The organism is Alginatibacterium sediminis (genome assembly GCF_003610775.1).
Classification (GTDB): Bacteria; Pseudomonadota; Gammaproteobacteria; order Enterobacterales; family Celerinatantimonadaceae; genus Alginatibacterium; species Alginatibacterium sediminis.
Window position 1 is genome coordinate 58,232 of record NZ_RAQO01000001.1, and the last position, 26,297, is coordinate 84,528.

Genomic DNA, 26,297 nt, shown 5'->3' on the forward strand with positions numbered 1-26,297 from the left:
GAACCTTGCGTCGACATTACAGCACAACGCAGAATAAAAAAACCCACGATTAAAACGATAACCCAAACTCAGTTGTGGCAAGCGCCACAGTTAACTGAAACCTCGGTACAGCGAGTATCAACAGCACTGATGTCGCTTGAATCAATTGTTGTTGATAGTTTCATACCTGGTAGTAGAAAATTCGCCGTGTGAGACGCTGGTATTTTGGTCGTCTCGGACATCTCGTTGAAATCAACGCTCGTACACCTATTATCAATAAAAACATTCGAGTAGCCCTTCCTCGTAGCTGACATTATAAAGGCGAGTACAAGTAAAAATACAAACAACAACGAAACCCAGAAGACGTTAAGTGATTTCATTATCGTTCCTATAAATGAGCTCGTGGAACTCGCAGTAAAGCTCGGGCATAAGCAAGTAATTTGAGAGAAGTGTAGGCCTAGCGCCACACTATTGATAAATTTAGTATTAGGCATATCTCGCATATATTCAAATTCCCTGCGTATTTTTCTCACACTCTTGCATTAATCAACGTAGCCTATCTGGCCTGTTTACCTAAGCGCAGATACAAAAAAGCCCCTAAAAATAGGAGCTTAAGAATTGTTCGTGTTGGGTAAGCGCGGCTTTCTATTCCATATTTTGAATCTGAACGTGGATCGTTATTTACACCCTATGGGCACCATGGTATCCATAATCAATAAAATATAGCTATAATAGATATTATTGTATCCATTTTGGTGGCGTATGAACTTTTCACTTTTAGATGATACCGATGTGAGCCAGGCCTTTGCTACTCATCTGCGTGACTTACGTAAACAAGCGAAGCTATCGAGAGAAGCACTGGCCCAACGTAGTTGTGTACCAGCTTCTACCATAAAAAAGTTTGAACTCACCGGACAAATTTCATTTCGACAGCTGCTACTTTTGTGGCAGTCGCTGGATTCACTAGACAGGCTCTATCAACTGACACAAGCAAACCCCGACCGCTCCGCTTTACCGACCAGTATAGAAGAGGTGCTTAAAGATGAGCTTTAAATCCATTCAAAAGCTGAATGTTGGACGCACTCTCACAACGGGCGAAATTGTATCGGTGGGTGTATTAGCGCAAAACCGCCAAGATGTTTTTTTTCAGTACGATGAAAGTTATCTAGGCAGGTTTGGCAATTTATCTCCTTTTACACTTCAAGGCGATATGCGATTACAGCAAGCACCGAAAGAGCCACACCAAGGCATTCACGGAGTTTTTGGTGATAGTCTTCCCGATGGTTGGGGCTTGTTGTTGCAAGATCGCGTGTTCCGCCAACAAGGTATTTTACCTGCGCAAGTGACAGCAATGGATAGACTGGCTTTTGTTGGTCAGCAAGGAATGGGAGCATTGTCCTTTACGCCTGTATCAGAGTTTTCATTCGATCAGCGATCAAATATTGATTTGGCAACACTCGGATTGGAAGCACAAACCTTATTTGATCAATCTCTTCCTGACGAGTTAGATGATAATACTCAACAGGTACTCGCCACTTTAGTCGCCGTAGGAAGCTCCGGCGGTGCTCGCCCTAAAGCACAAATTTATATGCCTGCTGGAGACGCAACGCAATGCCGCACTTATGCACAATCTGGCGATGAAGCATGGTTAGTTAAGTTTACTTCGAAGAACTTAGCATTGGGCCACGAAGAAGGTTTGTGTGAAGCAGTCTATTTACAAATGGCAGAGCAGGCAAAATGTCGACCACCGATTTGGCAGTTAATTGAAGCACCAACAAGTAGCGGTGCTAAAGCATGGCTTGCGTTAAAGCGTTTCGATTATTTACCAGCGCTTGATAAGGCTGGCCGATTACATATGCATAGCGCCTGCGGCCTATTGGATGCCGACTTTCGAAGCCCTAGCTTAGACTATAGCGATCTTATTAAGGCCAGCCGCCAATTGTGTAAGTCACCTGCTGCCGGGCAACTTCAATTTCGACGCGCAATGTTTAACTTATTTGCCGCGAACCAAGACGATCACAGTAAAAACTGGGGCTTTTTACAAGCAGATGATGGAAGCTGGCAACTCGCACCATTTTACGATGTAACCTTTAGCCCTCACCCCTTTAATGAACATGCCACCGCCTTTGCTGGATACGGAAAAGCGCCGCCACTTAATGTGATGCAAAAGCTGGCTGCTAGTGCAGGCTTTGCTACATGGAAGGAAGCGCAACAATGCATTCATGAAGTAGTTGATGCCATTAGCCAGTTTGCAAGTTTTGCCAAGCAACAAGCGGTCAGCAGGACCACGTTGTTAGCGATAGAGAAAACGCTAGCTCAACGAAGACAAGAAAACGCAGCACTTCTACTTTGAATGTTATTGTACTTCTTTGAGTGAATAAACGCGTCGCAATGGGCAAGCGAAAAGCTTGGTTAGAAAGTGAAATTGGCCTGTCTGCTAACGCCATTAAGAAGTACAAACATGGCACAACTACGACCTCTTGATCTAACCTGCTTAAGCTTACGAAAGCATTAGATGTGCTCACTGATTACTTCTTGCGCTCAAGCAAGGGGAAGTTAGAAGGTGTTGAATAGCGCAAGCGTGGTTTTAGTCAAAGAAGTGAGTTAAAACCAAGGAGTGGATCAGCAAACAGGTCTCAATCTCTTGCTTTTGTAGTGCTCGTAATAGCTCAGCTTCAAGATCTTAATGCAAGGCGATTGTTCACTACCTCTCGTTTGGCAAACGGGCACAAGTTCATGCCCACCACAAAGGTGTCGACCCAGTTTTGGGTTGCTAGTCTAACGGCCTTGCTATTAAGAGTGTTCAAGATTTATTCCAAGTTTTGGATCTAGTCGTAGAGTAATGAGCTTAATTTATTAATAATCAAGTTCTTACGCTATAATTACATATTCGTATTAACCATCAATTTGACCACCACTAGTTACCTAGCTAATCATTTGGGCTTTTTGGTTATGTTCACATATAGTGAACAAACTGGATAGTACATGCACGTTATAAGTAAGCAACCTTTCGAAAATGCGAAAATGCGAAAAAACGCTATCCAAACGATTCCGACGCACTAGATGCAACGTACAAGGTGTTAAAAGAGAGTAAAGCAAAAAGCCCTGATGAGCTATGGAAAGTATTTCCCTCACTAGACAACTTTAAATACGTTGATAAGTGGTGGGTGATTGATATTGGCGGCAACAACCTTAGGCTTATTGCATTTATCGAATTTGTAGGAGGTCGATGCTTCATTAAGAACATTGTCAGCCATGCCGAGTACGATCGCATTACAAAGCAGTACCGTGAAAAGGAGCTGAAGAGGTAACCCTATGTTAGATATTGCAGTTTTAGACAAAGCCGCTAACCAACTGAACCAAGTCATGCCTTGGGTGAGTGGTATATCTTCACCTGAGCAATATCAAGAGCTGATTGCCACGATGGAAGTACTTATCGAAGATTATGATGCTCATCAGCCAGTGATCGACTTAATGTTTCCGGTGATTGAACGGTATGAAGAAGAAGCGGAGCAGTTTAGTGAATTTAATCAAGCTATTGACAAGCTTAAGCCAGGTATCGCCATGCTAAGAGTTATTATCGATCAACACCAATTGACCTTAAGTGATTTCAAAGAAGAGATAGGTGCCAAATCGACGGTATCGATGATCTTGAGTGGAAAGCGTTCCCTAACGCTCAAGCACATTAAGGCACTATCGGCACGTTTTGGTGTACCAGCATCATTGTTTATCGGCTAGTGGCCGTTTGGGCTGCCTTTAATAAAAGTGATCGCAGAGCAACAACCTCAATCAGTAACTGAGCAGGCCGCATTAACAGGACGTGCAGTGAGCAATGTATCAAGAACACTGGAAACATTAGATGGTTTGGGGATCGTAAGGTTGCTATCTTCAGGATATGCAAAAGAAAAAAATAGAAATGGAATACCACAAATTCTTGGTCTTGGTATAAGGAATACATATGAGTTTAAGGCAACTTTTAACAGAAATAGCAGGAGGTTGGGCAAAAGCTAAAAATGAGCAGTTTACTGGTCACCCTATAGCCACTTTACTAAGACAAGAGTTAGTCAAAGCGATAAAAAACACGCTGCCATCTACAACCAATTATCTAGTAAAGGCGAGTGCTGGGGCGGGAAATTGGGCTGACGTTCCTTGGTTGTCGATTCTCAATCCATCGATAACAGAGTCAACGCAGTCAGGTATTTACCCTGTTTATTTGTTCCGTTCAGATGGAAGTGGTGTCTATCTATCGCTAGGTTTTGGAACTACAGAGCTTAAAAGGCAATATGGAACCGCTTTAGCAAAACAGAAAGCAGAGGAGCTGCGCAATAGCATAAGGGGTTTAGATAAACGACTAAATAATTGGGACCAGAGAGTTGATTTGCGGTCTAACACAACATTAGGAAAGTCTTATGAGTGGGCTTCAGCCGGCGCAAAGTTTTATCCTTTAGAAAGTATGCCTGATGAAATTGTTCTTATTTCTGATCTAAAAGAACTATTAGAAGTATATGCGGGTGTTAATTTGGGGACGAATAATCATTCAAGTAAGATAGTTAGAGACTCGCAATTCTTATCCAAACCCTTCCTCCTCCTTGCTGGCATTTCAGGCACAGGTAAAACACGCTTTGTGCGTGAGCAAGTCAAAGCTACTGGCTCTTTAAGCGAGACATATTGCCTCACCTCAGTACGCCCTGATTGGCACGAACCCAGTGATTTACTCGGCTATGTGTCGCGCATAAAAGGCAAAGCTGAATATGTCAGTACAGATGTCATAGCGTTTTTGGCTAAAGCGTGGCGCGCGATTGTTAATAATGGCTTTGTTGTAAGTCAGCAAGTGGATGACAATGGTGAGTCCAAATTAGTGGTACAAGGCGACAGTATTGTCTTGAATACGGCAGCGCCTTACTGGTTGTGTTTGGATGAGATGAACCTAGCTCCAGTTGAACAATATTTTGCTGACTATTTATCGATTATTGAAACAAGGCAGTGGTATTGGGATGACAGTGGTAAGTTTACTTATGGTTGTGATGCCTTATTAAGTGCATCTGTTATCAATCATAATGACTATTCAGAACAACTGCGTCAGCAGCTTGGATTTGAAGAGGCTCAATATGATAGCTTATGGCAGCTATTTTGTGCCCATGGCATTAGTATTCCATTTAATTTAATTGTTGCTGGCACAGTCAATATGGATGAAACCACTCATGGTTTCTCTCGCAAGGTGATTGACCGTGCGCTGACGTTCGATTTTGGCGAATTTTTCCCAAATAATATTGATGAGTTTTTTAAGGCTAAATCTGAACCCAAAAAACTCAGCTACCCAATATATAGCCAAGCTGAGTTTGGGCAGTTTTCATCGATTACAGCAGACCCTGCAGCCGAAAAGGCCAAGGCGTTTTTTAAGGCCATTAATGCCGTATTGCAAGGTACGCCTTTTGAATTGGCATTTCGCGCCTTTAACGAGCTGTGTTTATCAGTGATTAGTTTTGCCCCTGAAAATGATGAGCAGTTAGCGGCAGTTTTTGATGACTTTTTGATGTGTAAAGTGCTGCCTCGTATCGAAGGTGATGAGGACAAATTACAGACGCTTAAAGGTGAGGCATTACTGCAAAGGTTTAAAGACGTGATAGCCAATGAGCTTGAAAGTATTTGGGAAGGAGATCGTGTCGACTTACTGCGTCAATTTATAGGCTCAGATGATAGTGTGATTAAAGTTAAGTGTCGCTCAAAGATTAAACTTGAGTGTATGCAAACTCAGTTAGATAGCGGCTTTACTTCATTCTGGCCATAACAGTGGATTAGGAATAGTCGAAGCAATGACAAACCGTAAACGCGCGACCATCAAGCTTAAGCATCCAGACTTTACTGTTTATGTAAGTTGCGATGATATCGCGAGTCCGTTTAAAAAACTGACTCATACCTATTCGCAGCGCAGTGTCCCATTGCCATCAGGGGATGTTATTGCTGTCTTGGCGGATAATGTTACGGCCACATTTGATGATGGGTTGCCTTTAGACAGTCCGTTCTTTTTTGAAAATCGCCAATACTGGTTTGAAATTGATTTTGAGCCAGCGGTTACTACAAACTCTGCGATTGTAAATCATAAGCATCGATTAATTGAGGGGGCTTTCCACTTAAACCGCAAAGGCCATGTGCTTCAAGCTGCGCTCAATTTTGGTAATGATGTTGGCCGTTGTGGTTTTAAAGTTGAATATCAAATTGATGGCAAGCTTTGCTCGGCTAATATTAGTTTTAATATTTTTGCGACTAAGATGGTGATGGAGCAAGACCTTAACCTTATTAATCTAGCCATTGATAAAGTTTACCCACTATGGCGCTACAGTTTAATTAGTAAAACCACTCAACAGGTCACTAAATCAAGCAGAAACACTGACAAGTTTGAACTGTTTTGGTTAGCCCAATTTGAAAGGTTAGTGGCGGGATTAGAGCGTAGCGTTAAGCAGATAATTAATTCCCCTCACAACCGATTGCAGTCATTTACTAAGCAGCAAAAGCTAGATCGCATTAGTAAGCAGCAAAAGCCAAGACAAATTGAAAAGGCACTACAACTCATTGAGAGTGGCATTGCTAACCCACGTATTAGTGTTAGTTATAAAAAGCTCCATATAGACACTCCTGAAAACCGTTTTATTAAAATGGTGATCAATCGGATTAATGATACTTTGAAAGGCTTTATCATTGAGATTGATGCTAAAGAACAGGCAAAGATATCAGATTCTTTTATCGATAAGCTAAAAACGTGGCAAAGAGTATTTAGCAAGATGGCGAAGCAACAACTCTGGCGAGAAGTTGGAAGTTTTAGTGGGCTAAATAGTGACTCCAAGGTGCTGCAACAAGGTAACGGTTACGCCAAGGTTTACAAAGTATGGCAACAATTAAAATTCTACCTTAATAAGGCGGGGGGTCATGCTGATATTTCCATTAAGTCAGTGGCAGAGCTATATGAAATTTGGTGCTTTGTTGAGGTAATGGAGGTAATTAAAAGCCTTGGCTTTAAAGAACAAAAACGAGAGCTAGCTCAGTTAAAGCAAGTGCAGTTTGAAAAACACTTTAGTAAAAATGGTATGGCGGCGGCTTTTGAATATTATCGCAGTGATGGGGTGGTGATAAAGCTTGCACATGAACCTACCTTTTCCCCTAATCACGAGGCTGAAAATCGCACTTGGCTGGCAAATCAACGCCCTGATATTGTGTTGCAAGTAACACTGAAAAATCAGGAATCGTTTTTCATTATATTTGATGCTAAATACCGTATCGATAATACTCAAATTAATGATAAAGACGCAGTGCCTGAAGAAGCCATTAATCAGATGCACCGTTATCGAGATGCGATTATTCATCAGCAGAAAATAACAAATGAAGCGCCAATTAAGAGCCGCCCCGTAATGGGAGCCTTTGCTTTATATCCCGGATTTTGTGATCAAACTAACTGCAATAACCCCTATCAAGATGCCATTGAACAAGTTGGTATTGGCGCGTTTGCTTTATTGCCTAGTAATGCAGACCAGCAAAATCATCGGGTATGGTTGCAAGATTATCTTGAGCAGAAACTAGGTATGATTTCAGATGAGTCTCCCGTTCGTAGTCATGATTATTACTTTGTTGAAGATGCTGCTCGAATCTCTCCTTATGGCCAAAACGCGATTCGCCATATGGGTTTGACTATGGTGGCACCGCTTAATGAGATAAGCCGTGATGAACAATATTTAGTGCATGCGAGACAAGGAAATTTACAGGGGTACCACACTCAATTGCTAGGAACCAATCGTCAGAATATTCATCGTAATATCATTCGGGAGATTCGGTATCTTATCGTAACGGTTCGTAATGAAGATTCTGATGCGGTTCAGGTAGGCAAATACCTTTACCGTGTCGCAAATGTAAAGCTGATGCCAAGGCATAGCATTGACGAAAAACTAACGGGTAAAGCCAGTACAGTTGAACGATTATATTGGTTATTTGAATTTTCAGGCGAACCAACAAAGCTTGAAAGTGAAATCAGGCTACCTTACGAAGAACACTTTAAGTTTAAGCTGACTAAAGCGGAGTACCTTAAAGAGGTTAAGCACTGGAATGATATTACAGGTGAGCTTCAGCTGTATGCTGAACTTGATGAAACTTGGTAATGGCAAATATAATGTATTTGACCAACAAAAAGCCCAGCATTTGCTAGGCTTTGTTTGATAAAACGTCTGTAAAATGCTTACTCCATATTCTGGATCTGCTCGCGCATTTGCTCAATCAGCACTTTAAGCTCAACGGCTGCTTGGGTGATGTCAGCATGAATAGATTTGGAGCCGAGGGTGTTGGCTTCGCGATTGAATTCTTGCATCATAAAATCTAAGCGACGCCCGATAGCGCCGCCTTTTTTCAAAATTTTACGCGACTCTGCTACGTGGCCATCGAGACGATCTAGCTCTTCGGCGACGTCACTTTTTTGGGCCAGCATCACCATTTCTTGCTCGACACGTGCTGGGTCTAGTTCGGCTAGCGCCTCTTGCAAACGAGTCGTTAGGCGTTCACGTTGCCAGTCCAATATTTCAGGCATGCGAGTGCGTACAATCGCCACTTGATCAAATATTCCAGCTAAACGCGCTTCGACTAACTCATGAAGTTTTTCACCTTCACTTTGACGGCTGGCTACAAATTCAGAAAGCGCTTGTTCCCAGGCTTTGAGCAAATCGGCATTCAGACCTTCAACGTCTTGCTCGGGTGCTTGCATCACACCAGGCCAGTTTAGAATATCCACGGGGTTGATTTGACCACCGGCTTGTTCTTGAACCCACTTCGCACTATGCAGAATTTGCGCTGCAAAGCTTTCGTTAAGTTGCAGATTGGTTTGCACGTCGTTACCCGCTTCAAAGCGAAGATTGCATTCAACCTTACCGCGCTGGATTTTCTTACGCAGTTTTTCGCGTAAAATGGGCTCAAGTCCACGGAATTGCTCAGGCATACGCCAGTAGCTTTCCAAATAGCGTTGGTTTACCGAACGAATTTCCCAAGTCGCTGTTCCCCAGGCGTGCTTAACTTGTACCCGCGCGTAGCCGGTCATACTTTGGATCATGGGTTTATCTCATCTCGTTGATTTATGCCTCAGTATAACGGCAAGCGAAGCGGATAACAGCTGCCTCGTAGCTGCTTTTTGTCTTGATTTGGGTATAATGCGCGCACTTATCTACAAATCATCCCAGGAAATATCATGCGTCCAGACAACCGTGCTCGCGAAGCGATGCGCTCACTTCGTTTTACTCGAAATTATACTGCCCATGCTGAAGGCTCAGTGCTGGTTGAATTTGGCGATACTAAAGTGCTTTGTAATGCATCGGTAGAAGAAAGCGTGCCGCGCTTTTTGAAAGGGAAAAATCAAGGTTGGATCACTGCTGAATACGGTATGCTGCCACGCTCTACACACAGCCGCATGGGCCGAGAAGCTGCCCGTGGAAAACAAAGTGGACGCACTCAAGAGATCCAACGGTTAATCGGCCGCTCCTTGCGCGCCGCTGTCGACCTTAAAGCCTTAGGCGAGTTCACCATCACGGTTGATTGCGACGTGATTCAAGCTGACGGCGGTACTCGCACCGCTGCTATTTCTGGTGCATGTGTCGCGCTGCAAGATGCGATTTGGTGGTTGATGGAAAACAAGAAACTAAAGGTTAATCCATTAAAGCAAATGATTGCTGCGATTTCTGTTGGCGTGGTCAATGGCCAATCGGTTTGTGATTTAGAATATGTCGAAGATTCAGCTGCTGATACCGACATGAACGTGGTTATGGCTGAAGATGGTCGCATGATTGAAGTTCAAGGCACCGCTGAAGGCGAACCATTCTCACATGAAGAACTACTCGAACTACTCGGCCTAGCTAAGGGTGGTATCGAGCAAATTATCGAAGCCCAAAAACTGGCCCTTGCCGAATCTAAGTAGGAAAGAGGAGCGGATCATGAAAGATTTCCAACGCGAGTTTATTGAATTCGCACTCGCACGCGGCGTACTAAAATTCGGTTCATTTACCTTAAAATCAGGTCGAACGAGTCCGTACTTTTTTAACGCTGGATTATTTAATCGCGGTAGCGACCTGAATAGGCTTGGTAAATTCTACGCCGCTGCGCTAGAAGATTCCGGCGTTGGCTATGATCTAGTCTTTGGTCCAGCCTATAAAGGAATCCCCATTGCGACAGCCACTGTCGTCGCTTTAGATGAGCATCATGGCAAAGACTTGCCCTATTGCTTCAACCGTAAAGAAGCTAAAACACATGGTGAGGGCGGCAGCTTGGTAGGCTCTGAGCTAAAGGGCCGCGTGATGTTGGTCGATGATGTCATCACCGCCGGTACTGCGATTCGCGAGTCCATGGATATCATTGCCAATCACGACGCCAGCCTAGCTGGCGTGCTGATTGCGCTGGATAGACAAGAACGTGGCCAAGGTGAGCTATCGGCGATTCAAGAAGTTGAGCGCGATTACGATGCCACGGTTATTTCTATTGTAAATCTTGCTGATTTAATTAGTTATCTAACGCAACAGGGCGATCAAGACGACGCTTTAGCCAGCGTTAGTGCTTATCAGCAACAGTACGGGATCTAAGCCATTCCAAACATGGCTGAGCATTCTCGCTCAGCCATGTTAATAGCTCAAAAACCAGCCTTACATCACGAATTCTCAACTTGCTCGACTCAATAATTGACGCGGGTCAATGACCCGGCTAATTCCTATCCAACATCGCTTTTCAATTCCTACACTTAAAATATATAGCAAGGGAGGAATTGAGCATGAGATTTCAACAACTCAGCGATCTGTTCAAACACATGTTAGTTTGCCGCGAAAGCTTAGCATCGAGCTACCACCAGCTTGGAGCTCAAGCGAGCTTTGAGAAAACTCGAATATTGCTGCATTATTTGGAAGAACGAGAGCGCAAAGGCTTAAGTTATTACCAGACCTTGATTGACGATAGTCCGAACGATATCGCGCAAACGTGGGTCGATTTATCCAGTGATACTGACACCTTGGCGCAAATCAAAGATGTGAATCTAAACCAATATATGGACGCTGACGCTATCCTGACTTGGGTCATGTTGATTGAAGATCAATTATTAGCGCTACTTGAACAGGCCCAACAATCTTTAGGTTTAGGACACGCGAAAGAAAGCTTAGGCCAAGTCATTGAGCATCACAACAATAGGCAACATCAGTTAGTACACGCAGTACATCGCTTAGATGATATGTAAACGACGAAACCCAGATAACAAGAAGCCTTATACATTGCCATATAAGGGCTTCTTTCTAATGAGAACAGCCAACTAAGCTAAGACTTAATCTTTGCTCAAATGAACACCCATTTGTGGGAATGGAATTTCGATTCCAGCCTCATCAAGCGCGTTCTTTATATTCTCATTTAAATCAAAGTACGTGCCCCAGTAATCCGAGCTACGTACCCAAGGGCGTACAACGAAGTTAACTGAACTATCAGCTAAGGCATGTACACCAACGGTAATGTCTGGGTTTTTAAGCACTCGCGAGTCAGCTTCACAAACATCACGCAGTACTTGCTTGGTTTTGGCTAAATCGGCGCCGTAACCAACACCAACAATCAAATCGATACGTCGCGTATCGTTTGCAGAGTAATTGACAATGTTGCCACCCAAGATAGAACCGTTCGGAATAATGACTTCTTTGTTGTCACCAGTGGTTAAGATGGTTGTAAAGATTTGAACTGATTTTACTACGCCTGATGTGCCTGAAACTTCAACAAAATCGCCCGCTTTAAACGGACGAAAGCTGATGATCAATACACCTGCAGCAAAGTTAGCTAAAGATCCTTGCAAGGCTAAACCAATTGCTAAACCAGCCGCACCGACAATGGCCACGAATGAAGCGGTTTGAACACCAACTCGTGATAGAGCTGCAATAATAACAAAGGCTATTAACGCGTAGCGTACAATTGAGGCTACAAACTGACTAATTGTGTGGTCGACATTGCGCTTATCAAGTACTTTTTCAATACTTGATGCAACAATTTTGGCCACGATAAAACCAACAACTAAAACGACTAATGCAGCCGCGATATTTACCGCATATTGCAGCAACACTTCTTGGTTTTTCTCAAACCAAGACATTGAACTATCAAGCACGTCCATGTTTTTTCCTTTCTCTTGTAGTTAAACAACTAAGAACCAATTGGGTCTTAGTCTTAATTTCGGCATTACTCTAGCAGTAGATGAAGTTTTTCACCTAAATTTTTTGTGAATTAGATCTCATTTTTTTCTAAATCAAACACTCATGAGTTGCGATCTAATGAAGCTCAAGTGTTGGTCGAGGTTTTGGCTCGGTTTACGTTGATAATCTGAACGAACATATTGTGCAATCCGACCCTCTAGATACGCCATAATATAGTTTGCCAGCACTGCTTCGTCGAAGGCAAAGCTTTTACCTTCACGCAGTTTTCTCTCTCGTAAGACTTGCTTGAGTTGCAATTCAATTTTATCCATCAATTGTGATGTTCGTTGGCGTAGACGTTCGTTTTCACCCAACAATACATCGCCAGTTAAGATGCGACTCAGCCCAGGATTGAGTTCGGCAAACCCAATTACTAATCGAACAATCTGCAAACTACGTTCCACCGTATCTTTTTCTTCTTCAAAGATACGGTTGATTCGGGTCAATATGGTCTCTTCCATAAACTCGATGAGGCCTTCGAACATTCGTGCTTTGCTCGGAAAATGACGGTACAAAGCCGCCTCCGAAACACCGACTTGCGCAGCTAAGCGAGCAGTCGTAATACGTTGCCCATGCTGGTTCTCGAGCATATGTGCCAAGGCTTGCAAAATCTGCTCGCGTCGGTTTACTCGATTTTTAGTGGTCATACCTTGTCCTACTACTTATTAAAGACATACCTTCAGTAAGCTTTTTAGCTTTTTCCTGAATGACCAAACCCGCCTTCACCGCGATTACTATCGTCGAATGACTCGACAATTTCGAACTGCGCCTGGATTACCGGTACAAACACCAATTGCGCTATTCGGTCGCCTGGAGTAACCGTATAGGCGCTTTGGGAGCGATTCCAACACGACACCATTAACTCACCTTGATAATCAGAGTCGATAAGGCCAACTAAATTACCAAGAACAATGCCATGTTTATGGCCAAGTCCGGAGCGCGGTAATATAGTCGCCGCAATTCCTGCGTCATTAATATGAATCGCAAGTCCGGTTTTTAGTAATACTGTTTCACCGGGCTCAATCGTAATGGCTTCATCCATACATGCTCGTAAGTCCATACCTGCGCTGCCATCAGTAGCATAAGCGGGAAGTGGAAATTGAGTGCCAATACGATCGTCTAAAATTTTAAGAGAAATTGCTTTCATGCGTTCTGTTTTCTTCTTTTAGGTTGAAATTATTTATCAATTTGTTGCACAACTAAGTCCATTAGTTGCTGCGCTAGTCGCTGCTTATCATTGAGACTTAAAACTGACTGCCCATTAGGCCAATACACTTGCAATGCATTGTCGCTACTGTTGAAGCCTTGCCCTGGTATCGACACATCGTTAGCGGCAATCATATCTAAACCTTTACGCTGCATTTTATCACGAGCATAGTGCTCTAGATCTTGTGTTTCGGCAGCAAATCCCAGCACAAAAGGCTTGGGCGTTAGCTTGGCAACGTCTGCAACGATATCTGGATTCTTCAATAGATTGATTTGCAAAGCGTCATTATTATCGGTTTTCTTAATTTTGTGGCTTGCGACTTCAGCAACACGGTAATCGGCGACCGCCGCACAAGCAATAAAGATGTCGCAAGTTGCACCAAGCTCCAAAGATCGTTGATGCATATCCAGTGCGGAACTAACATCAAAGCGCTCACAGCCGCTAGGTGTTGTGAGATTTACTGGGCCGCTAATGATTTTGACCGTGGCCCCCAAGCCCTTGGCGGCGCTTGCTAATGCAAATCCCATTTTCCCGCTACTATGGTTGGAGATATAACGTACTGGGTCGATAGCTTCGCGCGTTGGCCCAGCGGTAATAACCACTGTTTTACCTTGCAAACTTTGCTCACTAAGCGAAGGGTTAAAATGCTCAATCACTAGTTCTAATAGCTGAGCTGATTCAAGCATTCGTCCCATGCCGACATCGCCGCAAGCTTGTTCGCCACTGGCAGGGCCCCATATTTGAACACCGCGTTGCCTTAGCGTATTGAGATTGTCTTGGGTTGCAGCACTTGCGTACATTTGCTGATTCATTGCCGGAGCTACAGCAACGTTTGCACTGCTGGCAAGCAATAGTGTACTAACCAAGTCATCCGCTAAGCCATGGCAATATTTGGCAATGGTATTAGCAGTTGCAGGAGCAAGCAAGATGAGATCTGGCCATTTGGCCCATTCGATATGACCCATAGCGGCTTCAGCGGCAGGGTCCATAACGCTTTGCCCAACCACTTCGCCACTCACAGCTTGCATGGTTAATGCACCTATAAACGACGTTGCGTTTTGGGTCATTGCAACTTTAACTTCAGCCCCTTGGTCTTTTAAGCGGCGAACCAACTCAGGGATCTTGTAAGCAGCGATTCCGCCACTCATTGCTACTAGAATTTTTTTTCCTGCCAGCATTTGCTTAACTCTTTTACTTAATCGTTGATGTCTAGACCGTGAAAGGTTTAGTTCGTGTTCAAATAAAAACGCAGTTTATCTTAAATAAGGTGTCGAGTAAGCAAAAGCCATATCAGTAGCTATATTTATAGTTCTATCAATAACCGTGCTTATTATGAAATTATATCACTGTCCAAAACATGAACGCCCACGCGAAAAGTTGATCGCTTTGGGAGCAAGCTCACTAAGTGATGCCGAACTACTCGCCATCTTTTTGCGTACCGGAACCACCGAAATGAATGCCATTGAGCTTTCCCAGCATTTGCTCAACCACTATGGCAGTTTGGCCAACATAGTACACAGCTCCGAACAGCAGTTTTATCAACAAAAAGGGCTCGGCCCGGCAAAATATGCTCAACTAAAAGCCAGTGTTGAAATATCAAATCGATGTCTTTTTCAGGATTTGACTAAAAAATCGGTACTCGAAGACACCAAATCAGCAGAAATTTTCCTAAAATCGCAACTTTCTCATCAAACACGTGAGGTATTTGCATTATTGCTCTTGGATAATCAACACCGAGTGTTACAATTCGCGCCGATATTCTTCGGCACGATCGATGCAGCGAGCGTTTACCCGCGAATTGTAGTGCAGAAGGTACTAGAAAATAATGCAGCCGCAGTGATCCTTGCTCACAATCACCCTTCTGGGGTGGCTGAACCGAGCCAGGCTGATCGACAAATCACGGAACGCTTAATCAACGCTTTAGCGCTAATTGATGTGCGAGTCTTAGACCATATTGTTGTGGGTCAAGGAAGCGCAGTTTCATTCGCTCAGCGCGGATGGATCTGATCAATTGTTCAAATTTTAGTTGATCTTGTCTTTAAGTTCCTGTATAAAATGCGGCCTTTCTGTCGTCCCGGGCGACGGCCAAACGGGGCATTCAGATGCTCGAGCAGAAGTAATTTTTGGAGAAGACGACATGTCTAGAGTATGCCAAGTCACTGGTAAGAAACCAGCTGTTGGTAACAACGTATCACACGCAAAAAACCGCACTCGTCGCCGTTTTTTGCCAAACCTTCATTCTCACCGCTTTTGGGTTGAGTCTGAGAAACGTTTTGTTAAATTACGTGTATCTACTAAAGGTATGCGCATCATCGACAAAAAAGGCATTGATGCTGTATTAGCTGAAATGCGTAAACGCGGTGAAAAGGTCTAAGGAGTAAGTCATGGCTAAAGGTATTCGTGAAAAAATCCGTTTGAACTCTTCAGCTGGTACAGGACACTTCTACACCACTGATAAGAACAAACGTGAAATGCCTGAGAAAATGGAGATCAAAAAGTTTGATCCTGTTGTTCGCAAGCACGTAATGTACAAAGAAGGCAAAATTAAGTAATTTGCCCCCCCTTTGTGAAAAACCCGGTCTTTTCCGGGTTTTTTTATGCCTGCAATTTCTTTATCATCAACGTATCATCCTTTCTTGGCTTCACAGCATATGCCTCGTTTATCGCGCCGCGCATGGAACAATGTCATTATTTTTGCTGTCGGGGGCATGATTTTGATTTTTCAGCTGATGGAATACCGTCAATCTGAGTCAGAAGAGCTACCACAAAGTAATTACTATAGTCTGTTGCCTAGTGAAGCGACTATTTTGCAGCTCAATCTGCCGCAATTACGTATAGAGCGAGCAGGCGTCGATTGGAAAAGCGAACCACAACTCGAACCCAATAAGCTGGTACAGATTATCGATGCTTGGATGCACATTCAGTTACCGGTGTGGAACGGTTCAATTAACGGCAGTTCTCAAGCGACTAAGGTCCAAATCTATATCGCTGGCAGTCGAGAGCCAATTCAACTATCGCTATTTCAATCTGAAGATCGCTACGTGATTCGTAATTGGCAAGGGCAAATCCTTGAGTTAGACCTCGACTCTTACCACACTTTGTTCCAGTAAATTATTGCATATCGAGTACAAATGCCTGAATTACCCGAAGTAGAAACTAGCCGTCGCGGCATCGAGCCGCATTTAGTTAGTCACGAGATAACTGAGATTGTGGTCAGAAACCCCAAACTGAGATGGCCGATCCCCTCAATAATCACCAACTGTATTGGACATCGCATCACCGCCGTTAAACGCCGCGCAAAATATTTACTGGTAGAAACTCAGGCCGGCACCATACTGATACATTTGGGTATGTCAGGGAGCTTAAAAGTACTTGCGCAACACGAAACGGTTCTAAAACATGACCATGTCGATATTTGTTTAAGCTCGGGTATGTGTTTGCGTCTCAACGACCCTCGACGCTTCGGCGCAGTACTTTATACTGAGTTACCTTGGCAAGAGCACAAACTGCTCACCAGTCTTGGTCCAGAGCCTTTGAGCGACGACTTTTCTCCAAGCTTGCTATTTCAGAGCGCAAAACGACGTAGTATTCCGGTGAAGCAATTGATCATGGATAATCATGTCGTGGTTGGGGTGGGTAACATTTACGCATGCGAAGCTTTGTTTCGAAGTGGTATCCATCCACAAAAAGCCGCTAATAAAGTAAGCGCTACCCGTTATGCCAATTTGTGCCAACACATCAAAGAAGTGCTCGCACAAGCCATAGAACAAGGTGGCACCACCCTTAAGGACTTCTCCAACGCCGATGGAAAGCCTGGCTACTTCAAGCAAGAATTGGCGGTATACGGCCGGCAGAACCAAGCTTGCCACAGTTGCGGCGAACATATACAAGCTACAAGAATCGGCCAGCGTAACAGTTTCTTCTGCCCAAATTGTCAGCGCTAATCGGCTTGTTTGGCACTCGCTGTGGCGCAACATAATTCAAAAAGTCAGTTGAATACCTTTTTCAGTCGCTAGGCTTTATCAACTGGCTGACGACACTATAATGAGCAATTGAAAGATTAAAAGTTCTAAGGCTTGAATCTTTATACTTAAGGAATAAAATGCGACGAATACTGGTGGTGCGTAACGATAAAATTGGCGACTTCATGCTAGCATGGCCAAGTTTTGCTGCGCTTAAACAAAGCCAAGCCGACAGCCTTGTTGTGGCTTTAGTTCCTAAGTATACCCGTGATCTTGCGCTGTTATGTCCATGGATAGACGAAGTAATTACCGACTGCACTAAGAGTGGGAGTAAAGCGCAGCAACAAGAACTGGTAAGCACCATAAGGAACTACAATTTTGACGATTACATTTGCTTGTTCTCAAATACAAGAAATGCCCTACTTGGTTTTAAGTGCCGAATCCCTTATCGCCTAGCCCCTGCAACAAAGTTAGCCCAGTTTCTATTCACCGATACTCTCAAACAAAAACGCTCTCAGTCAGCAAAGCCTGAACATGTCTATAACGTTGATCTCATCAAGTACTACTTAAGTAAACACCAGCTCTCTAGTATAGAAGGCGCTCCGGCGTATTTAGAGTTTGAACAAGAATCATTGAAGCATGTTAAACAAGCATTGCTACCGGAATTTGCGCTAAACAAACGGCTGATTATGATTCACTGCGGCAGCGGGGGATCGGCCAACAATTTAAGTCTAGAACAATACGCTAAGCTCATGTTTGCCATGTATCAATTAGATTCTAATTTTGTTTTTTGTTTAACCGCTGGGCCAGGGGAACTTGAACAGACACAAAAACTAGCCGATCAAGCCACCAAGCTAGCGCTTCCATTATTTGTATTCGAATCTACCAGTGGTCTTGAGCATTTTTGCCAAGTAATAGCATGTGCAGACTTATTCATTGCAGGCTCCACTGGTCCATTGCATATTGCTGGTGCACTCAATGTCCCTACTGTGGGCTTCTATCCAGCCAAGCGAAGTTCAACGCCATTACGCTGGCAAACACTCAATAGTGACAATAATCGCCTCGCCTTCAGCCCAGACACTAAAGAAAACGTTCCTGACGATCTGTCTTCAATCGATCCCGTACTATGCGCTAAACAGATAAACCAATGGCTAAATTGTACTGCCTCAAAAAGCTTTCACCAGCTTTAGTGGTTCCTATGTTTTGACTAAGGATAACGTTAATTAAGCTTTTGTTTAGCCATGGCTTCAAACACGCAATTTGGCACTAAATTTTGAATGTCGCCACCATGCAGGGATATCTCGCGCACAAATGTTGAAGAGATACAGGCGGTTTCTTCTATCGGGCTCAAATAAATAGTTTCAAACTCCGGCTTTAGTTTGCGATTAAGATTGGCAAGCTGTAGCTCATAATCAAAATCGCTCACGCTACGTACACCTCTGAGTACCGCTGCAGCTTGTTGATTTTGATGAAGATCGACCAGTAAACCGGAGAAGCCTAAGACCTCAACATTGTCAAAGTCTGCAGTGGCTAATTTCGCCAGCTGCACCCGCTGTTCTAAATCAAACAAGGGTTTTTTACTAGGACTGGCCGCAATAGCGATAATCAATTTATCAAACAATAAAGCCCCTCGGCGAATGATATCCATGTGGCCGTTAGTAATTGGATCAAAGGTTCCGGGGTACAGTACTTTCTTCATTTTAAAATCTCTTGTTTACAGCTCAATGGCCAATTTTACGATGTTGATAACAATGACTTGAGCTTATCCTGTACTTGTTCAAGTTTAATCTTGCTCATCAAGTTCTTGCCCTTTAGCCTAGTTGCCCATGCTAAATGCTCAAGTGGTTTTCCAAACTGTTTTTCGGCTTCAGCAGTGTAAACATCGATAACATAATCTTGGCTATTATAAGGGCCGGTTCGTTTGGGGTTACTATGTGCATATAAACCGACAACCGGTGTGCCTTGCGTTGTTGCAATATGCGCAGGTCCTGAGTCTGGAGCAACAACAACACATGTACGCCTTAACACAGCAGTCAATTGTTTCAAACTTGTTTGCCCCACGATATTGGTCAGTGGTTGCTTACAGCTCGCTTGAATTGTCTCAGCTAAAGCCACCTCTTTAGCTGCTGGCGAACCACACAAAACAACTTGAAAACCCAAACTGCTTAGCCAATCCGACAAACTCACATAATCTTGTGTTAGCCAGTTGCGTTCAACATTACTTGCCGAGGGACAAATCACAACACTGCGTTCAGTTACGGTTTTCTTGGCAAAATCAAGATCGCTAGATGACAGAGGAATGTTCCAACTTGGTGCTTGTTTCTCCACATCCAAAAATGATGCAAATTCAGCAAACTGATCTAAGACATGCATGCTTTGACTGGGGCGTAGTTTACGATTAGTAAACAACCATTGTGCTTCGCGTGCGCGCTTCCAACTAAACCCTACTTTTTGGGTGGCCTTTATTCCTAAGCTTAGTAGGCTTGCTCGCAAGGCCAATTGCATATGCAGCAACACATCAAAGCGTCGTCCACGCAGCTGCGCCCACAAATCACGATAAGCTTTAAACCCTGCTCGCTTATCAAAGACCAGCACTTCAACGCCGGGTAAATCAGAAATAAGACCAGATTCAGTTTTTCCGCATATCCAAGTAATGCTAGCCTTGGGGTAGTGGCGTTGAATGCTTTGGACAACCGAAATGCAATGGCATACATCGCCAATAGCGGATAAACGAAGAATACAAATGTGTTGAAGCGCTTGGGAATTGCTCAAAATTAGCTAAATCGAGAAAGAATCACTGCAAGCATTATGCGTGGCTGAAGATTGAATGTAAAATCAAAGCCAAAAGACCTTATAAGGCATTCGATGCAAGAACTTAAAGATGGCCAACAGCTAATCTGGTTATGCGATGACAGCGCATTTTCAGTAGCACTGGACAACATATTTGACCCGAGCTTTTGGTCGCAACGCGATGCCCTTATTGGTAAAGCGGCAGGTCGCGGAACCACTGTCTTTTTTGAGCATCAACAACGTCAGTTTGCTTTGCGCCATTACCATCGAGGAGGAATGGCAGCAAAAATAAGTGAAGACCAGTACCTTTATCTTGGGGCCCGTAAAAGCCGCGCGTATCAAGAGCTTAAACTGTTGCTTCGCTTGCAAGAGCTTGGACTAAATGCCCCCCGTCCAATTGCTGCGCGTATTGTCCGTAACGGCATTTATTACCGAGCCGATCTAATCACTGAAAAAATCCCCAAGGCCCAAGACTTAGCTCAACGTTTATATGCCCAGGCCCTACCACAAAAAGTTTGGCAAGACATTGCTGCCACTGTCGCTCAATTTCATAATCATGGAGTTAACCACCCAGATTTGAACTTACGTAACATCATGCTGGACGCTAATGAACAAGTGTGGCTTATAGATTTCGACCGCGGCACGATTGCAAACGCTAACGCGAGAATCGCTCAGACCAATATCGAGCGCTTAAAACGCTCACTAATCAAAGAGCTTGCTAAGGGGAAGGGGCTACATTGGAAAGAAAGCGATTGGGATGGTTTTGAAACAACTTATAAGCTTCAAAAAACTGTCATTAAGGGTGGCTAACATATCTTAGAAGATTAAACTCAGATATGGGTCAAAATGAAAATAGCAGTCGTCGGTACTGGGTATGTGGGTCTAGCCAACGCGGTTTTGTTAGCTCAGTATTCTCAGGTGATAGCGCTTGATATCGACCCCGAACGTGTTGATAGCATTAACTCCAAACGCTCCCCCATCGCAGACAAAGATATTGAGCACTTTTTATTACATAAACCACTTCATCTCACTGCAACGACCAACAAAGAACTCGCCTATGTCGACGCTCAATTTGTGGTTATAGCCACACCGACCAACTATGACCCGCAGAGCAACTTTTTTAATACCCGCACTGTTGAAACAATTATCAAGGATGTGGCTCGCCTCAATCCAAGCGCCACCATGATCATAAAATCAACCGTACCGGTTGGGTTTACCATAAGAGCAAGGCAACTATACCTAAATAACAACATCATTTTCTCACCAGAATTTTTACGTGAGGGCAGAGCTCTTTTTGATAATCTACACCCTTCTCGTATAGTGATCGGCGAAAAAAGTGAACGCGCAGAGCGATTTGCTAACCTTTTACTAGAAGCATCTGTATCATCGAAATGTCCAGTATTGTTTACCGACTCAAGCGAGGCGGAGGCGATAAAACTGTTCTCGAACACCTATTTGGCAATGAGGGTAGCCTACTTTAACGAGCTCGACAGTTATGCTGAAGCTCATGACTTAAATAGTCGTCAAATAATTCAAGGAGTTGGCTCAGATCCACGAATTGGAAATCACTACAACAACCCATCGTTTGGTTATGGAGGCTATTGTTTACCCAAGGATACTAAACAGTTGCTTGCAAATTATCAGGATGTTCCAAATAACATAATTGCCGCCATTGTAGATGCCAACCGAACCAGAAAAGATTTCATCACCCAATCAATTCTAAAGCGAGGACCGAAAACGGTCGGTATTTATCGTTTGATAATGAAATCAGGCTCAGACAACTTTAGGTCCAGTTCTATTATAGGGATTATGAAGCGCATTCAAGCGAAAGGGATAAACCTTGTAATTTATGAGCCCGTAATCAAGGAGTTACAGTTTCTAAACTCCCCGCTCATAAAAGACTTCGAGCTATTTAAAGAAACCTGCGATTTGATAGTGGCTAACCGACTAGTTGATGAGCTAAACAGTGTGCAAGATAAAGTTTATACCCGCGATTTATTTGGCAACGACTAAGGTGTTTCTCCGCTTACTTCGAATTAATAGTTAAGGCTTCCAAAGTGCGGTGAAGGGCGCCTCGATTTTGTTGAACAATTTGTAGTCCCGCTTGCCCATCGCGTTGGACCAATACTGGGTCTTGCAGATAATCGGTAATCTTTTGGCAAAGCGAGTCTAAATCATCACTCAGGTACAAATGCGAAACCGCCTGTAATTGTTGACTTATTAGAACAAAATTAAAATCGGAACAGCCTGCAACACATGGGCATGCAACTGCTGCAGCCTCTAAGTAGTTATGACCGCCGACCAGGCACAAAGACCCACCAATAAATGCCACTTCTGCCATTGAATACCACAACATCATTTCTCCCATTGTGTCGGCTAGATAAACTTGGGTATCGAATGACGGTTGTTGTTGCTGTGAACGTCGGCAATAGCGAATTTTGTTCTGCTCCAAAGTTTGAGCAACTGCCGAAAAACGCTCGGGATGACGCGGAACCCAAATACATAGTGCATTAGGCTCCGTTTTTAACACTTTCATTAGTAGCTGGTGCACTTGCGGCTCTTCAGCTTCGTGTGAGCTTGCAATAACCCATATGGAGCGCTCTCCAAACAATGATGGCTGTAGTTTTACAGCCTGAGTTTGCCAGGCCTTCGGATCGCTTAGATCGAATTTCAGCGAACCAGTAGTGCTTACTAATGTGGATCCTAAGCTTTCAAAACGCTGAGCATCCGCTTCGGTCTGGGCTAAAACAAGGTCTAAGTTTGAGAACACCATCGAGCGGGTGAATTTAAGCTTTTGATAGCGTTTTTCCGAGCGCTGCGACATTCGGGCATTGACTAACACCACCTTTACTCGCCTACGCTTAGCAAACGCTAAACAATTAGGCCAAAGCTCAGTCTCCATTATCCAGTATTGTTTGAATTGATAGCGAGAAAAGAACAGCCACACACATGGCCAAAAGTCTAAAGGGGCATAACGGTGCTCGACAAGCGCAGACAACTGTTTTTCGACCTGCTCAGCACCTGTGGCAGTGGTGGTAGTGATTAAAATATTTAATTCAGGTTGCTGTTGTTTTAACTCAACAATCAACGGTGTAATACCAATGACTTCTCCAACCGACACCGCGTGTACCCATATGTCGAAACAGCCCTTCGAGCCAAAGCCAAAATGCTCTACCCAGCGCAGCCCAAACTGCGGTTGATCGTTTTTAGGCTTATACAGTTTCACTAGCATCGGAATGACAAGTAGGATGCTAAATAGGTTATAGAATAATCGAGCCAAAATTATCGAACCACCAATTGCTCAAGCGCATCAATCGCTCGACTAGGTTCTAGCTGCGTTAAACACTGATTGTGCCCAAGCGGGCAGACCCGTTGAAAGCATGGGCGGCATTCGATATCAGTATTTAAGTGAATAGCGTGTTCACTTAGTGGCGGCGTGTATTTAGGGGACGACGATCCATAAACGGCGACCAATGGTAATCCTAACGCCGCCGCAACGTGCATCAACCCAGAATCGTTGCTTACAGACGCGCTTGCAGCCGCCATTAAATCAATAGCTTCGGCTAGCTGGGTTTTACCAGCTAGGTCAAAGCAGAACTCAGGCTGTTGGATAGCTTGTTTAATCGCTTGAGTGACCTCTTGATCTTTTGCTGAGCCAAACAACCAAACTTGCCCGCCACGCCGCTGTATCCAATCATTGGCTACGGTCGCATAATGAGATTCTGGCCACCGTTTTGCTGGCCCGAACTCAGCGCCAGGATTAAGTGCCAGAATAGGTCTTTGTCGGTCAAGCCCCAGTTGCGTCATCGCCTGTTGCTGATTATGTTGGTCTGCTACTAGTCTTGGGTAATCATATGCAGGAATGTCTGACGCATCTTCAGCGGCATCTTTACCCAAGGCCAACACAACATAGCGCTCGACCATTAAAGCAAAACGTTGTTTCTTTTGGTGTAAATCATTAAGTAAGCCATAACGACTCTCACCCTTCCAGCCACTACGGCGTGGAATTCTGGCAAACCACGGGATAAGTGCAGACTTCATAGAATTAGGTTGTACGATTGCCCAATCGTAGTTTTGATTTGCTAAGCTACGGCCAATCTTCCAGCGCTGTTTTAAGCCAAAATCGCCATGCCCTAGGGGCATACGCAGGGCATTATCAACCTCTGGCATGCGCTCTAAAAGAGGTCGGCACCAATCGGGCGCCAATACGTCTAATTGCGCATTAGGGTGCATTGCTTTTAACATCTTGTAGAGGCTTTGCGACATAACCATGTCGCCAACCCATGAAGGCCCTACTACTAATATTTTCAAGCAATACTCCTACCCATCACAAATCCCAATAATCTAACGATTAAGCCAAGCCATATACTGCTCAACGCCCTGCGCAACTGTTTTGAAGGATTCTTTATAACCCGCGCTACGCAATGCAGAGATATCAGCTTGGGTAAAACTCTGATAACGGCCCTTTAAATGATCAGGGAAAGGAATAAACTCAACTTCACCTTGCTTGTGGTAGTTGATCACAGCGTTGGCAACATTCAAAAACGGTTCTGCGTTACCGGTTCCCAAATTAAATATTCCGCTTTGTTCAGGGTTTTTCCAAAACCAAAGATTTACCTTACATACGTCTTCAACATAGACAAAGTCGCGGCTTTGGCCGCCATTGCCGTAACCATCATAGCCTTCAAAAAGCTTAGGGTTTTCACCCGCTAAAACTTGTGTATTCAAGTGAAAGGCGACACTGGCCATTGCGTCTTTATGTTGTTCGCGAGGACCATAAACATTGAAGTAGCGAAACCCCACCACTTGCGATGTGATTTGTGGTCTAAGTCGACGCACATAGTTATCAAACTGCAGCTTTGAGTAACCATAAACATTAAGCGGCCCTTCAAATTGCTTTTCTTCTTTAAAAACCTTGGTATCGCCATAAGTAGCAGCTGAAGACGCATATAAAAATGGAATCTCTCGCTCCAAACAATAATGCAGAATCTCCTTCGAATACTCGTAGTTATTTTCCATCATGTACCTGCCATCCCACTCGGTTGTGGCAGAGCAGGCACCTTCATGGAACATGACTTCAATATCGCTACCATAAATGTCACCGAACTCTTCTCCGGAAACAACCCGAGCAATAAAGTCATCTTTGTCTAGGTAGTCGGCAATGTCCAAATCAACTAGATTTACAAATTTGGTTCCATCTTTTAAGTCGTCAACGACGATAATGTCGGTACGTCCTTGGTCATTTAGGGCTTTAACAATGTTAGACCCGATAAAACCAGCTCCACCAGTGACTACGATCATGTCTTTACCTTTCCAATTTATACAATTAACTAAATTTTAAGGTTCTAGTCATCGAATAGCAATTTATCAATTGAGTTAAAAGCTTAAGCAAGCCGAAGATGCACCATAAGGCAAAGCATGCTAGCCTCAATTAGAGTGCGGGAAAACAAGGCTGCTATGAAAACACGAGATCGGATAATTCAAACATCTTTAGCGATGTTTAATGAACAGGGCGAACGTCAAGTCACGACCAACCATATTGCAGCCCAGTTAGAAATTAGCCCCGGTAATCTTTATTACCATTTTGGCAACAAGCAAGAAATAATCTGTTGTATTTTCGAACAATACGCGCTGCAACTTGAACAACTGTTTAAACCAACCAGCGACCCTAGCTTAAGCTTCGAGCGCATGATGAACTACCTTGATGGTACGTTTTCATTAATGTGGGAATTTCGATTTTTGTATATGAACTTAGTTGAGCTAATTTCTCGAGATGAAGAGTTACGCGAGCGGTATCAAGGCGTTCAACGACGTTTAGACACTTGGATAATGGAACTTATGCAGCGCTTGAGAGCAAGTCGTTATTTGGATGGTAAAGATAACGACATCCTACAATTATCAGAAACAATTCGTCTGGTTATTGTAAGTTGGATCCCATTTCAAGCCTCAAAGTCGACTGATTTTAAAGTTGATCAAGCCACTCTCTATTTGGGCTTAGTAAAAGTGCTGCATATTATGCTGCCATTTTCGACCCCTACTTCCCGTCCACACTCCGAAAGATTAATAGTTCATTATCAAGAACTAGCTAGGCATTCTTAAACAGCATATCTCTTTATCGTCGATCTTAGTTGT

Annotated in this window: 30 protein-coding genes; 19 read left to right on the forward strand and 11 right to left on the reverse strand. The window is 43.7% G+C overall.

What is annotated here, in order from left to right; translation table 11 throughout:
- Positions 1 to 741 precede the first annotated feature (741 nt).
- Positions 742 to 1,032, forward strand: coding sequence for a helix-turn-helix domain-containing protein (locus tag DBZ36_RS00305; RefSeq protein ID WP_120352927.1), 291 nt, complete (start codon positions 742 to 744; stop codon positions 1,030 to 1,032).
- On the forward strand, positions 1,022 to 2,332 hold the full coding sequence (locus DBZ36_RS00310) for a type II toxin-antitoxin system HipA family toxin (protein WP_120352928.1): 1,311 nt from the start codon (positions 1,022 to 1,024) through the stop codon (positions 2,330 to 2,332). The genes DBZ36_RS00305 and DBZ36_RS00310 overlap by 11 nt, the downstream gene beginning before the upstream one ends.
- 322 nt (positions 2,333 to 2,654) lie before the next feature.
- Here DBZ36_RS00310 and DBZ36_RS20800 read toward each other — a convergent pair whose 3' ends face one another.
- Complete coding sequence (locus DBZ36_RS20800) at positions 2,655 to 2,786, reverse strand: DUF1415 family protein (RefSeq protein ID WP_158588997.1); 132 nt, start codon at positions 2,784 to 2,786, stop codon at positions 2,655 to 2,657.
- A 270-nt stretch (positions 2,787 to 3,056) separates the two neighbouring features.
- Here DBZ36_RS20800 and DBZ36_RS00325 point away from each other — a divergent pair, with 270 nt between their 5' ends.
- From DBZ36_RS00325 to DBZ36_RS00345, 5 genes are read left to right on the forward strand one after another with little or no spacing between them, the layout of a single operon-like run.
- Positions 3,057 to 3,290: a type II toxin-antitoxin system HigB family toxin gene (locus DBZ36_RS00325; RefSeq protein WP_233558062.1), complete on the forward strand. Its 234-nt coding sequence runs from the start codon at positions 3,057 to 3,059 to the stop codon at positions 3,288 to 3,290.
- Between the two features lie 4 nt (positions 3,291 to 3,294).
- Complete coding sequence (locus DBZ36_RS00330; protein WP_120352930.1) at positions 3,295 to 3,717, forward strand: helix-turn-helix domain-containing protein; 423 nt, start codon at positions 3,295 to 3,297, stop codon at positions 3,715 to 3,717.
- Between the two features lie 27 nt (positions 3,718 to 3,744).
- Entirely contained in the window at positions 3,745 to 3,990 is a 246-nt protein-coding gene (locus DBZ36_RS20840; protein ID WP_456057503.1) for an HVO_A0114 family putative DNA-binding protein, read from the forward strand.
- Positions 3,938 to 5,767: an MrcB family domain-containing protein gene (locus DBZ36_RS00340; RefSeq protein ID WP_120352931.1), complete on the forward strand. Its 1,830-nt coding sequence runs from the start codon at positions 3,938 to 3,940 to the stop codon at positions 5,765 to 5,767. The genes DBZ36_RS20840 and DBZ36_RS00340 overlap by 53 nt, the downstream gene beginning before the upstream one ends.
- Before the next feature lie 25 nt (positions 5,768 to 5,792).
- On the forward strand, positions 5,793 to 8,123 hold the full coding sequence (locus DBZ36_RS00345) for a DUF2357 domain-containing protein (protein ID WP_120352932.1): 2,331 nt from the start codon (positions 5,793 to 5,795) through the stop codon (positions 8,121 to 8,123).
- Between the two features lie 77 nt (positions 8,124 to 8,200).
- On the opposite strand, the gene DBZ36_RS00350 is transcribed toward DBZ36_RS00345, so the two are convergent.
- A complete protein-coding gene (locus tag DBZ36_RS00350; protein WP_120352933.1) occupies positions 8,201 to 9,061 on the reverse strand; it encodes a YicC/YloC family endoribonuclease in 861 nt (286 codons plus the stop codon).
- A 135-nt stretch (positions 9,062 to 9,196) separates the two neighbouring features.
- On the opposite strand from DBZ36_RS00350, the gene rph reads away from it, so the two are divergent.
- From rph to DBZ36_RS00365, 3 genes are all read left to right on the forward strand, one after another.
- On the forward strand, positions 9,197 to 9,919 hold the full coding sequence (rph, locus tag DBZ36_RS00355; RefSeq protein WP_120352934.1) for a ribonuclease PH: 723 nt from the start codon (positions 9,197 to 9,199) through the stop codon (positions 9,917 to 9,919).
- A gap of 16 nt (positions 9,920 to 9,935) precedes the next feature.
- Positions 9,936 to 10,577 carry an orotate phosphoribosyltransferase gene (gene pyrE / locus DBZ36_RS00360; protein ID WP_120352935.1) on the forward strand — a complete coding sequence of 214 codons (642 nt, stop codon included), beginning with the start codon at positions 9,936 to 9,938 and terminating at the stop codon, positions 10,575 to 10,577.
- A 185-nt stretch (positions 10,578 to 10,762) separates the two neighbouring features.
- Complete coding sequence (locus DBZ36_RS00365) at positions 10,763 to 11,218, forward strand: hypothetical protein (protein ID WP_120352936.1); 456 nt, start codon at positions 10,763 to 10,765, stop codon at positions 11,216 to 11,218.
- Positions 11,219 to 11,302: 84 nt separating this feature from the next.
- Here DBZ36_RS00365 and mscS read toward each other — a convergent pair whose 3' ends face one another.
- The 4 genes from mscS to coaBC form a co-directional block, all read right to left on the reverse strand.
- A complete protein-coding gene (gene mscS, locus DBZ36_RS00370) occupies positions 11,303 to 12,127 on the reverse strand; it encodes a small-conductance mechanosensitive channel MscS (RefSeq protein ID WP_120352937.1) in 825 nt (274 codons plus the stop codon).
- 132 nt (positions 12,128 to 12,259) lie between these two features.
- On the reverse strand, positions 12,260 to 12,853 hold the full coding sequence (gene slmA, locus DBZ36_RS00375; RefSeq protein ID WP_120352938.1) for a nucleoid occlusion factor SlmA: 594 nt from the start codon (positions 12,851 to 12,853) through the stop codon (positions 12,260 to 12,262).
- Between the two features lie 44 nt (positions 12,854 to 12,897).
- On the reverse strand, positions 12,898 to 13,353 hold the full coding sequence (dut, locus tag DBZ36_RS00380; protein ID WP_120352939.1) for a dUTP diphosphatase: 456 nt from the start codon (positions 13,351 to 13,353) through the stop codon (positions 12,898 to 12,900).
- 29 nt (positions 13,354 to 13,382) lie between these two features.
- On the reverse strand, positions 13,383 to 14,591 hold the full coding sequence (gene coaBC, locus DBZ36_RS00385; RefSeq protein WP_120352940.1) for a bifunctional phosphopantothenoylcysteine decarboxylase/phosphopantothenate--cysteine ligase CoaBC: 1,209 nt from the start codon (positions 14,589 to 14,591) through the stop codon (positions 13,383 to 13,385).
- 154 nt (positions 14,592 to 14,745) lie between these two features.
- Between coaBC and radC the strand changes: the two genes are divergently transcribed.
- The 6 genes from radC (at position 14,746) to DBZ36_RS00415 (ending at position 18,565) form a co-directional block, all read left to right on the forward strand.
- Positions 14,746 to 15,420: a RadC family protein gene (radC, locus tag DBZ36_RS00390; protein ID WP_120352941.1), complete on the forward strand. Its 675-nt coding sequence runs from the start codon at positions 14,746 to 14,748 to the stop codon at positions 15,418 to 15,420.
- A gap of 130 nt (positions 15,421 to 15,550) precedes the next feature.
- Complete coding sequence (rpmB, locus tag DBZ36_RS00395) at positions 15,551 to 15,787, forward strand: 50S ribosomal protein L28 (protein WP_120352942.1); 237 nt, start codon at positions 15,551 to 15,553, stop codon at positions 15,785 to 15,787.
- 22 nt (positions 15,788 to 15,809) lie between these two features.
- Positions 15,810 to 15,965: a 50S ribosomal protein L33 gene (gene rpmG / locus DBZ36_RS00400; protein ID WP_407641475.1), complete on the forward strand. Its 156-nt coding sequence runs from the start codon at positions 15,810 to 15,812 to the stop codon at positions 15,963 to 15,965.
- Between the two features lie 45 nt (positions 15,966 to 16,010).
- Complete coding sequence (locus tag DBZ36_RS00405; protein WP_147394974.1) at positions 16,011 to 16,523, forward strand: hypothetical protein; 513 nt, start codon at positions 16,011 to 16,013, stop codon at positions 16,521 to 16,523.
- Between the two features lie 21 nt (positions 16,524 to 16,544).
- Positions 16,545 to 17,357: a bifunctional DNA-formamidopyrimidine glycosylase/DNA-(apurinic or apyrimidinic site) lyase gene (gene mutM / locus DBZ36_RS00410; RefSeq protein ID WP_120352945.1), complete on the forward strand. Its 813-nt coding sequence runs from the start codon at positions 16,545 to 16,547 to the stop codon at positions 17,355 to 17,357.
- Between the two features lie 158 nt (positions 17,358 to 17,515).
- Positions 17,516 to 18,565, forward strand: a complete 1,050-nt coding sequence (locus DBZ36_RS00415) for a glycosyltransferase family 9 protein (RefSeq protein ID WP_120352946.1) — start codon at positions 17,516 to 17,518, stop codon at positions 18,563 to 18,565.
- A 29-nt stretch (positions 18,566 to 18,594) separates the two neighbouring features.
- Here the strand turns inward: DBZ36_RS00415 and coaD are convergent, their stop codons facing one another.
- Positions 18,595 to 19,074 (reverse strand): pantetheine-phosphate adenylyltransferase, encoded by a 480-nt coding sequence (gene coaD, locus DBZ36_RS00420; RefSeq protein ID WP_120352947.1) that lies wholly within the window; start codon positions 19,072 to 19,074, stop codon positions 18,595 to 18,597.
- Between the two features lie 35 nt (positions 19,075 to 19,109).
- Entirely contained in the window at positions 19,110 to 20,147 is a 1,038-nt protein-coding gene (locus DBZ36_RS00425) for a glycosyltransferase family 9 protein (protein WP_325049059.1), read from the reverse strand.
- A 93-nt stretch (positions 20,148 to 20,240) separates the two neighbouring features.
- Between DBZ36_RS00425 and DBZ36_RS00430 the strand changes: the two genes are divergently transcribed.
- Together DBZ36_RS00430 and DBZ36_RS00435 are read left to right on the forward strand one after the other, a co-directional pair.
- Positions 20,241 to 20,975, forward strand: coding sequence for a 3-deoxy-D-manno-octulosonic acid kinase (locus DBZ36_RS00430; protein WP_120352949.1), 735 nt, complete (start codon positions 20,241 to 20,243; stop codon positions 20,973 to 20,975).
- A 36-nt stretch (positions 20,976 to 21,011) separates the two neighbouring features.
- The gene (locus DBZ36_RS00435) at positions 21,012 to 22,178 is read left to right on the forward strand and encodes a nucleotide sugar dehydrogenase (protein WP_120352950.1); all 1,167 of its coding nucleotides are present in this window, start codon (positions 21,012 to 21,014) and stop codon (positions 22,176 to 22,178) included.
- A gap of 13 nt (positions 22,179 to 22,191) precedes the next feature.
- Here DBZ36_RS00435 and waaA read toward each other — a convergent pair whose 3' ends face one another.
- Genes waaA through rfaD form a run of 3 tightly spaced genes read right to left on the reverse strand, consistent with a single transcriptional unit; the run spans position 22,192 to position 25,466 of the window.
- Positions 22,192 to 23,445 (reverse strand): lipid IV(A) 3-deoxy-D-manno-octulosonic acid transferase, encoded by a 1,254-nt coding sequence (gene waaA / locus DBZ36_RS00440; protein ID WP_158588998.1) that lies wholly within the window; start codon positions 23,443 to 23,445, stop codon positions 22,192 to 22,194.
- A 2-nt stretch (positions 23,446 to 23,447) separates the two neighbouring features.
- Entirely contained in the window at positions 23,448 to 24,476 is a 1,029-nt protein-coding gene (waaF, locus tag DBZ36_RS00445; protein ID WP_120352952.1) for a lipopolysaccharide heptosyltransferase II, read from the reverse strand.
- A 33-nt stretch (positions 24,477 to 24,509) separates the two neighbouring features.
- Positions 24,510 to 25,466 (reverse strand): ADP-glyceromanno-heptose 6-epimerase, encoded by a 957-nt coding sequence (gene rfaD / locus DBZ36_RS00450; protein WP_120352953.1) that lies wholly within the window; start codon positions 25,464 to 25,466, stop codon positions 24,510 to 24,512.
- A 156-nt stretch (positions 25,467 to 25,622) separates the two neighbouring features.
- Between rfaD and DBZ36_RS00455 the strand changes: the two genes are divergently transcribed.
- The gene (locus DBZ36_RS00455) at positions 25,623 to 26,264 is read left to right on the forward strand and encodes a TetR/AcrR family transcriptional regulator (protein ID WP_158588999.1); all 642 of its coding nucleotides are present in this window, start codon (positions 25,623 to 25,625) and stop codon (positions 26,262 to 26,264) included.
- Positions 26,265 to 26,297 lie beyond the last annotated feature (33 nt).